The organism is Xanthomonas sp. LMG 12462, from assembly GCF_009192885.1.
In the GTDB taxonomy this organism is placed as follows: domain Bacteria; phylum Pseudomonadota; class Gammaproteobacteria; order Xanthomonadales; family Xanthomonadaceae; genus Xanthomonas_A; species Xanthomonas_A sontii.
Genome location: NZ_NMPP01000094.1, coordinates 1 through 7244, shown reverse-complemented (window position 1 = coordinate 7244; position 7244 = coordinate 1). Strand labels below are relative to the sequence as shown.

General features: G+C 70.7%; 8 protein-coding genes. 6 read left to right on the top strand and 2 right to left on the bottom strand.

All coding sequences use genetic code 11. The annotated features are described in order from the left end of the window. From CEK69_RS19670 to ubiM, 3 genes are all read left to right on the top strand, one after another. On the top strand, positions 1-397 hold a 397-nt coding region (locus CEK69_RS19670; RefSeq protein ID WP_226975238.1), incomplete at its 5' end, for a DUF4019 domain-containing protein. Positions 398-438: 41 nt separating this feature from the next. Then, a complete protein-coding gene (locus CEK69_RS19665; protein ID WP_026143987.1) occupies positions 439-828 on the top strand; it encodes an MAPEG family protein in 390 nt (129 codons plus the stop codon). 99 nt (positions 829-927) lie between these two features. Beyond that, positions 928-2115: a 5-demethoxyubiquinol-8 5-hydroxylase UbiM gene (gene ubiM, locus CEK69_RS19660; RefSeq protein ID WP_152247492.1), complete on the top strand. Its 1188-nt coding sequence runs from the start codon at positions 928-930 to the stop codon at positions 2113-2115. 89 nt (positions 2116-2204) lie between these two features. On the opposite strand, the gene CEK69_RS19655 is transcribed toward ubiM, so the two are convergent. Together CEK69_RS19655 and CEK69_RS19650 are read right to left on the bottom strand one after the other, a co-directional pair. Then, positions 2205-2534: a hypothetical protein gene (locus CEK69_RS19655; protein ID WP_152247490.1), complete on the bottom strand. Its 330-nt coding sequence runs from the start codon at positions 2532-2534 to the stop codon at positions 2205-2207. A gap of 67 nt (positions 2535-2601) precedes the next feature. Beyond that, a complete protein-coding gene (locus tag CEK69_RS19650) occupies positions 2602-2823 on the bottom strand; it encodes an RNA-binding S4 domain-containing protein (RefSeq protein ID WP_017909138.1) in 222 nt (73 codons plus the stop codon). 265 nt (positions 2824-3088) lie between these two features. On the opposite strand from CEK69_RS19650, the gene CEK69_RS19645 reads away from it, so the two are divergent. The 3 genes from CEK69_RS19645 to CEK69_RS19635 all read left to right on the top strand — a co-directional run bounded on the left by CEK69_RS19645 (position 3089) and on the right by CEK69_RS19635 (position 7119). Beyond that, positions 3089-5047 carry a DEAD/DEAH box helicase gene (locus CEK69_RS19645; protein ID WP_152247488.1) on the top strand — a complete coding sequence of 653 codons (1959 nt, stop codon included), beginning with the start codon at positions 3089-3091 and terminating at the stop codon, positions 5045-5047. 151 nt (positions 5048-5198) lie between these two features. Continuing rightward, positions 5199-5918: a pseudouridine synthase gene (locus tag CEK69_RS19640; RefSeq protein WP_043095651.1), complete on the top strand. Its 720-nt coding sequence runs from the start codon at positions 5199-5201 to the stop codon at positions 5916-5918. Positions 5919-6051: 133 nt separating this feature from the next. Continuing rightward, positions 6052-7119 (top strand): sensor domain-containing diguanylate cyclase, encoded by a 1068-nt coding sequence (locus tag CEK69_RS19635; RefSeq protein WP_017909939.1) that lies wholly within the window; start codon positions 6052-6054, stop codon positions 7117-7119. The last annotated feature ends 125 nt before the right edge of the window (positions 7120-7244 follow it).

Sequence of the window (7244 nt, the reverse complement as noted above, 5' to 3'; positions counted from 1 at the left end):
CCCCGCCGCGCCCGCGCCCGGACCGCTGGCCAAGCAGGACGCACAGATGGCGCAGGCCGGCCTGCGCGCCGCGCAACTGGTCGATGCCGGACGTACCGGCGAGCTGTGGGACGGCGCCTCTGTTGTGGCGAAGAAGGCGGTGACGCGTGCGGTGTTCGTGCGCGAGATCGACGCCGCGCGTGCGCGGCTGGGCGCGCTGCTCGGCCGCGGCGTCGCCAGCGTGGCGCGGGTGCAGTACGCCGCCGGCTCGCAGGTGCCGCCGGGCACCTACGTCAACATCAGCTTCCCCAGCCGCTTCGCCAATGCGCCGCAGCCGGTGCGCGAGCTGGTGTCGTTGCGGTTGGACGAGGACAAGACCTGGCGCCTGGTCGGCTATCACGTCGCCATGCCCGATTGAGCGGCATGCTGCGCGCCGTCTTCCTTTCCTCCGAGGCTCCGATGCCCATCGAAATCCGCATGCTGGCCTGGGCGATCCTGCTCGGGATCGCGCAACTGCTGCTCGCCTCCGCCTTCGTCACCGCGCAGCGCGGGCTGAAGTGGAACGCCGGCGCGCGCGATGCGCCGCAACCGCCGCCGGCCGGCGTGGCCGGGCGCCTGGACCGCGCGCTGCGCAACTTCCTGGAAACCTTCCCGTTCTTCGCCGCCGCGGCGGTGGCGGTGGCGGCGCTGGGCAAGGGCGATGCGCACACCGCGCTGTCGGCGCAGATTTACCTGTGGGCGCGTGTGGCGTACGTGCCGCTGTATGCGGCGGGCGTGCCGTACGTGCGCAGCCTGGTGTGGGTGGTGTCGCTGTGGGCGATCCTGCAGCTGGTGTGGGCGCTGTTCTGAGCCCAGCGGGCTGCGACCGATCGTCGCAGCGCTGATCCAGATCAAGGACGCGGTGCGCGGCGGTCGTATCCTGGCCGGGTCCGATCACGGAGTCGCCGCATGCAAGTGGATATCGCCATCGTCGGGGCCGGCCCTGCCGGCCTGTGCTTCGCCCGCTCGCTGGCCGGCAGCGGCCTGTCGCTGGCGCTGATCGAGCCGCAGCCGCGCGCGGCGCTGGCGGAGGCCGCCTTCGACGGCCGCGAGATCGCCCTGACCCATGCCTCGCGAGCATTGCTGGATCAATTGGACCTGTGGCCGCGGATCGACCCGCAGGCGATCGCGCCGCTGCGCGATGCGCGGGTGATGAACGGTTCCTCGCCGTTCGCACTGACCTTCGCGGCGGGCGAGGGCGGCCGTGGCGATCTCGGCTGGCTGGTGCCCAATCACCTGATCCGCCGCGCCGCGTTCGCCGCGGTGCAGGACCAGCCCGGTCTGACCTTGCTCGATGGTGTCTCGGTGCAGGCATTGCGCCGCGACGCGCGCCAGGCGCAGGTGCAGCTCTCCGACGGGCGCAGCGTGGCGGCGCGCCTGGTGGTTGCCGCCGACAGCCGCTTCTCCAGTACCCGGCGCATGAGCGGGATCGGTGCGCAGTTGCGCGATTTCGGCCGCACCATGCTGGTGTGTCGGGTGCGCCACGAGCGCCCGCACCATCAGACCGCCTGGGAGTGGTTCGGCTACGGCCGCACCATGGCGCTGCTGCCGCTGCACGGCAACGAGGCCTCGGCGGTGCTGACCCTGCCGCCGGAACGCGCGCAGGCGCTGCTGCAGATGGACGAGGCGGCGTTGGGGGCAGAGATCAGTACCTGCTTCGAGCATCGCCTGGGCGCGATGACGCCACTGGTGCGGCCGCAGGCGTACCCGTTGGTGGCCGTCTATGCGCAGCGCTTCGTCGCCGAGCGCTATGCCTTGATCGGCGACGCCGCGGTGGGCATGCATCCGGTGACCGCGCATGGGTTCAACTTCGGCCTGCAGAGCCAGGCGCGGCTGGCGCGTGCGCTGCACGACGCGGTCGCGCGCGGCGGCGACATCGCTGCGCCGGCCTTGCTGGCCGGCTACCAGCGCGGGCACCGCCTGGCCACGCGGCCGCTGTACGAAGCGACCAACGCGATTGCCGCGCTGTACACCGACGATCGCCTGCCGGCGCGCGCCCTGCGCAGCGCCGCGCTGCGCGTGGCCGACCGGGTCGCGCCGTTCAAGCGTGCCATCGCGGCACACCTGACCCAGCGCGTGGCGGCCATGGCGCGCTGAGGCGGCGGTCGTGCCGATGCATGCGTGTCATCGGTGCTCGGCGCGGCTTGCTTTCAATTCCGAATCCCGAATCCCGATCTCAGCGGCGGCTACCTGGCGTCGGCGCGCCGCTGTTCCGCACCGGCGACCAGCGCGTCGAGGGCGCTCTGCAGGTCGCCGCTGCGCCGCGCCGCTTCGATCGGCGCGATGGCCCAGGCGCAGCCGGCGTGGCGCAGGTGCTGGCGCCAGTCGCCGGTCCAGCCCTCCAGTTCGTCCAGCGCCAGGAAGATGGAACCGCCGCGCTCCGCGTGGCCGCCGCGGATGGACTGGCCCAGGCGGAACGGCTGCGCTGCGTCGGGGTCGAGCTGCGCGATGTACACGTCGTGGTGCGGATCTTCCGCAGACGGCGCGATGTTGCGGATGCCCAGCGTGATCAGCATCGTGCGGCGGTCCGCGCTGTCCGGCGCCACCGGCCGGCGAGTGGCAGGCCAGGGGCGCCGATGGCGGTCATGCCTTGCCGAGCACCTGCACCTGCACGTCGCCCAGCTGTACCACCTGGCCCGCGCGCACCTTGCAGGCCTTGCGCAGTTCGACCTCGCCATCCACGCGCACCTGGCCTTCGCTGATCACGGCCTTGGCGGCGCCGCCGCTGTCGCACAGGCCGGTCAGTTTCAACAGGTGCTTGAGTTCCACGTAGTCGCTTTCTAGCTGGAGATCGATGGTCTGCATTGGGGGCTTGCTCGGAAATCGGCGCCCATTGTCGGTCATTCGCGGGCAAAACGCCCGCCATGTCGGCGGCTGGGGGCTGTCGCCGCTGCCGCAGCCCGCGGCGCCGCGCCTGCTGGAGGCGGCCGCGGTGGCCGGCGTCCGGCAGTGCGCAGAGGGTCACGCCTGAACGGTGTCGTTCACCTGCTTTCGACATGCGGCCCGGCAGGGCGCACAATAGGGGCTTCTTTGCGCCTGCCGGTTCTCTGCGGCGCCCCCGGAGTCTCCCATGTCCCAAGATACCCCCGCGCCGCTGCTGTTCGCAGATCTCGGCCTCTCCCCTGCTGTGATGAAGGCGGTCGCCGACGTCGGCTATGAGTCGCCGTCGCCGATCCAGGCCGCCACCATCCCGGCGCTGCTGACCGGCCGCGACCTGCTCGGCCAGGCGCAGACCGGCACCGGCAAGACCGCCGCGTTCGCGCTGCCGATCCTGTCGCGGCTGGATTTCGCCCAACGCAAGCCGCAGGCGCTGGTGCTGGCGCCCACCCGCGAACTGGCGATCCAGGTGGCCGAGGCGTTCCACCGCTACGCCGCGGCGATCCCCGGCTTCCAGGTGCTGCCGGTGTACGGTGGCCAGCCCTACGTACAGCAGTTGTCGGCGCTCAAGCGCGGCGTGCACGTGGTGGTGGGTACCCCGGGGCGGGTCATCGATCACCTGGACCGCGGCACCCTGGACCTGTCCGAGCTGAAGACGCTGGTGCTCGACGAAGCCGACGAAATGCTGCGCATGGGCTTCATCGACGACGTCGAGGCGGTGCTGAAGAAGCTGCCGGAATCGCGCCAGGTGGCGCTGTTCTCGGCGACCATGCCGCCGGCGATCAAGCGCATCGCGCAGACCTATCTGAACGACCCGGCCGAGGTGATCATCGCCTCCAAGACCACCACCTCGGCCAACATCCGCCAGCGCTACTGGGCGGTGAGCGGGCTGCACAAGCTCGACGCGCTGACCCGGATCCTGGAGGTCGAACCGTTCGACGCGATGATCATCTTCGCCCGCACCAAGGCCGGCACCGACGAACTGGCGCAGAAGCTGCAGGCGCGCGGCCTGGCTGCGGCGGCGATCAACGGCGACATCCAGCAGGCGCAGCGCGAGCGGGTGATCCAGCAGCTCAAGGACGGCAAGCTCGACGTCCTGGTCGCCACCGACGTGGCCGCGCGCGGCCTGGACGTGGAGCGGATCAGCCACGTGCTGAACTACGACATCCCCTACGACACCGAAAGCTACGTGCACCGTATCGGCCGCACCGGCCGGGCCGGGCGCAGCGGCGAAGCGATCCTGTTCGTCAGCCCGCGCGAGCGCGGCATGCTGCGCGCGATCGAGCGCGCCACCCGCCAGCCGATCGAGGAAATGCAGCTGCCCAGCGTCGACGCGGTCAACGACCAGCGCGTGAGCCGCTTCATGGAGAAGATCAGCGAGACCATCGCCGCCGGCGGCATCGACATGTACCGCGACCTGCTGCAGAAGTTCGAGGCCGAGAAGAACGTGCCGATGGTGGAAGTGGCCGCGGCGCTGGCGCGCCTGCTGCAGGGCGAGACGCCGCTGCTGCTGGCCCCGGACCGTCCGCGTCCGCCGCAGGGCGAGCGTTTCGAGCGCCGCGAGCGGCCCGAGCGTGGCGAGCGCCCGGACCGTCCCCGGTTCGAGCCGAAGTTCGAGCGCGAGCCGCGTGCGCCGCGTCGCGACGACGGCGAGCGCCCGGCGCGTCCGGCCCCGGCCGCGCGTGGCGAGGATTTCGACTACCACCGCGACGTCGGCAGCTTCGAGGCGCCGCGCCGCGACAAGGCGCCGAAAGCGCCGCGCGGCGCGCCGGAAGTGGGCATGGAGACCTACCGCATCGAGGTCGGCCACCAGCACGGGGTCAAGCCGGCCAACATCGTCGGCGCGATCGCCAACGAGGCCGGGCTGGAGAGCAAGTACATCGGCCGCATCGACATCCACGACGACCATTCGGTGCTGGACCTGCCGGCGGACATGCCGCGCGAGTTGCTGACGCACCTGAAGAAGGTCTGGGTGTCCGGCCAGCAACTGCAGATGCGCAAGCTCGACGGCGACGATGCCGTCGGCGCGCCGTTCAAGCCGAAGTTCGCCCGTACCGGCAAGCCCGGCGGCAAGCCCAACGCCGCCGGCCCGCGCCCGGCCGGCCGCTTCGCCGCCGACCGGCCGCCGCGCAAGGGACCGCCAAAGCGCTGAGAGGCCGGGAATAGGGAGTAGGGAATCGGGAATGGGGGGCGTCCCCGCTGCCGCTCCCTGCTGTCGTTCCCGACGCTAGCCATGGCCCAGCCGGCAGCAGCCCGCTGTTGCCATTCCCCATTCCCAACTCCCCATTCCCAGCTCCCAGCCCATGTCCGTCCGCCTCAACAAGCACATCGCCGAGACCGGTTTTTGCTCGCGCCGGGAGGCCGATCGGCTGATCGCCGCGCGCCGGGTCACCGTCAACGGCCAGCCGGGTGGGGTCGGTTCGGTGGTGGGCGAGGGCGACGAGGTCAAGGTCGACGGGCAGCCGCTGCGTGCGCGGGCCAAGACCAAGAGCGGGCGCCGCCACGTCTACATCGCGTTGAACAAGCCGGTCGGGGTGACCTGCACCACCGAGAGCGCGGTCAAGGGCAACATCGTCGACTTCGTCGGCCACGAGCAGCGCATCTTCCCGATCGGGCGCCTGGACAAGGAGTCCGAGGGGCTGATCCTGATGACCAGCAACGGCGACATCGTCAACGAGATCCTGCGCGCGGAGAACCGCCATCAGAAGGAATACCTGGTGGCGGTGAACAAGCCGGTCACCGACGAATTCCTGCGCGGCATGGCGCGCGGCGTGCGCGTGCACGACCAGATGACCCTGCCGTGCCGCACCGCGCGGATCGCCAAGTTCGGCTTCCGCATCGTGCTGGAGCAGGGACTCAACCGGCAGATCCGCTTGATGGCCGCGGCGTTCGACTACCGGGTCACCCAGTTGCGCCGCGTGCGCATCGACAACATCAAGCTCGGCGCGCTGAAGCCGGGCCAGTGGCGCAATCTCACCGAACAGGAACTGCGCGGCCTGCTGCCGCAGCGCCAGGAGTGGTAACCACGTCGCAGTGTCGGCGGTCGGCTGCCGCCGCGCGGCCCAACCGTACAGGCGGCGCGCCCGCCAGGGCTGGCGTCCGTCGCGGATTTGGCCATACTGCGCAACGCGAACCATCGCCGCCGCCGGGTATTCCGTGATCAAGCCCCGCAAGCCCGACAACGAAGCCGCACGCCTGCAGGCGTTGCACGCGTTGCAGATCCTCGACACCGAACCGGAAGCGTCCTACGACGATCTGGTCGGCATCGCCGCCAAGCTGTGCGACACGCCCTCGGCGCTGATCTCGCTGGTCGACGACGAGCGCCAGTGGCTGAAGGCGCAGCGCAACGTCTGCCTGCTGAGTACCGCACGCGACGAGTCGTTCTGCGGCCACACCATCCTGACCCCGGAGCAGGTCATGGTGGTCGCCGACGCCACCGCCGATGCGCGCTTCCAGCACAACCCGCTGGTCACCGAGGGCGGGGTGCGCTTCTACGCCGGCGCGCCGCTGCTGACCCGCGATGGCCTGCCGGTCGGCACGGTGTGCGTGCTCGACAACCGTCCGCGCACCCTGCAGCCGGAACAACTGGCGGCGCTGCAGGCGCTGTCGCGGCAGGTGATGCAACTGATCGAACTGCGCCGCAGCAGCCATGCGCTGGCGCTGCAGTTGCGCGAACGCGCCTGGTACGAGCAACAGCTGCTGCAGTACCAGGAATCGCTGGAGTCGCTCAACGCCGAACTGCTGGAACAGGCGCGCACCGATCCGCTGACCGGCCTGCTCAACCGCCGCGCCTTCGCCACCGCGTTGATGATCCATGCCGAGGCGGCGCAGCCGGGTTCGGCGCCGCTCAGCGTGGCGATCCTGGATCTGGACTACTTCAAGAGCGTCAACGACCTGCATGGTCACGACAAGGGCGATGAGGCGCTGCTGGCGCTGGCCGACATGCTGCGCGCGCGCCTGCCGCCCGAGAGCGTCGTGGCGCGCTACGGCGGCGGCGAGTTCGCGCTGTTGCTGCCGGGGATGGACGCGGCGCAGGCCATGCGCGCCTGCGAGCGCCTGCGCCAGGACACCAGTCTGCTGCAGCTCGGTGTGTCGCTCACCGCCAGCATCGGCGTGGCCACGCTGCAGGGACGCGAAAGCGCCGAGGACCTGCTCAAGCGCGCCGACCAGGGCCTGTACCAGGCCAAGCGTGCCGGCCGCGATTGCGTGTCGCTGGCGGCGTAAGTACGCCACGTCATTCCGGGACGATCCTCAGGTTCCTCCTTGTTCTACGGGAAAAATTCCCCCGCAGGGGTAGGCGCGTCGCCTCGCGAACGCAGACGACGCAGACGCTTTCGCGCCGTACCCTC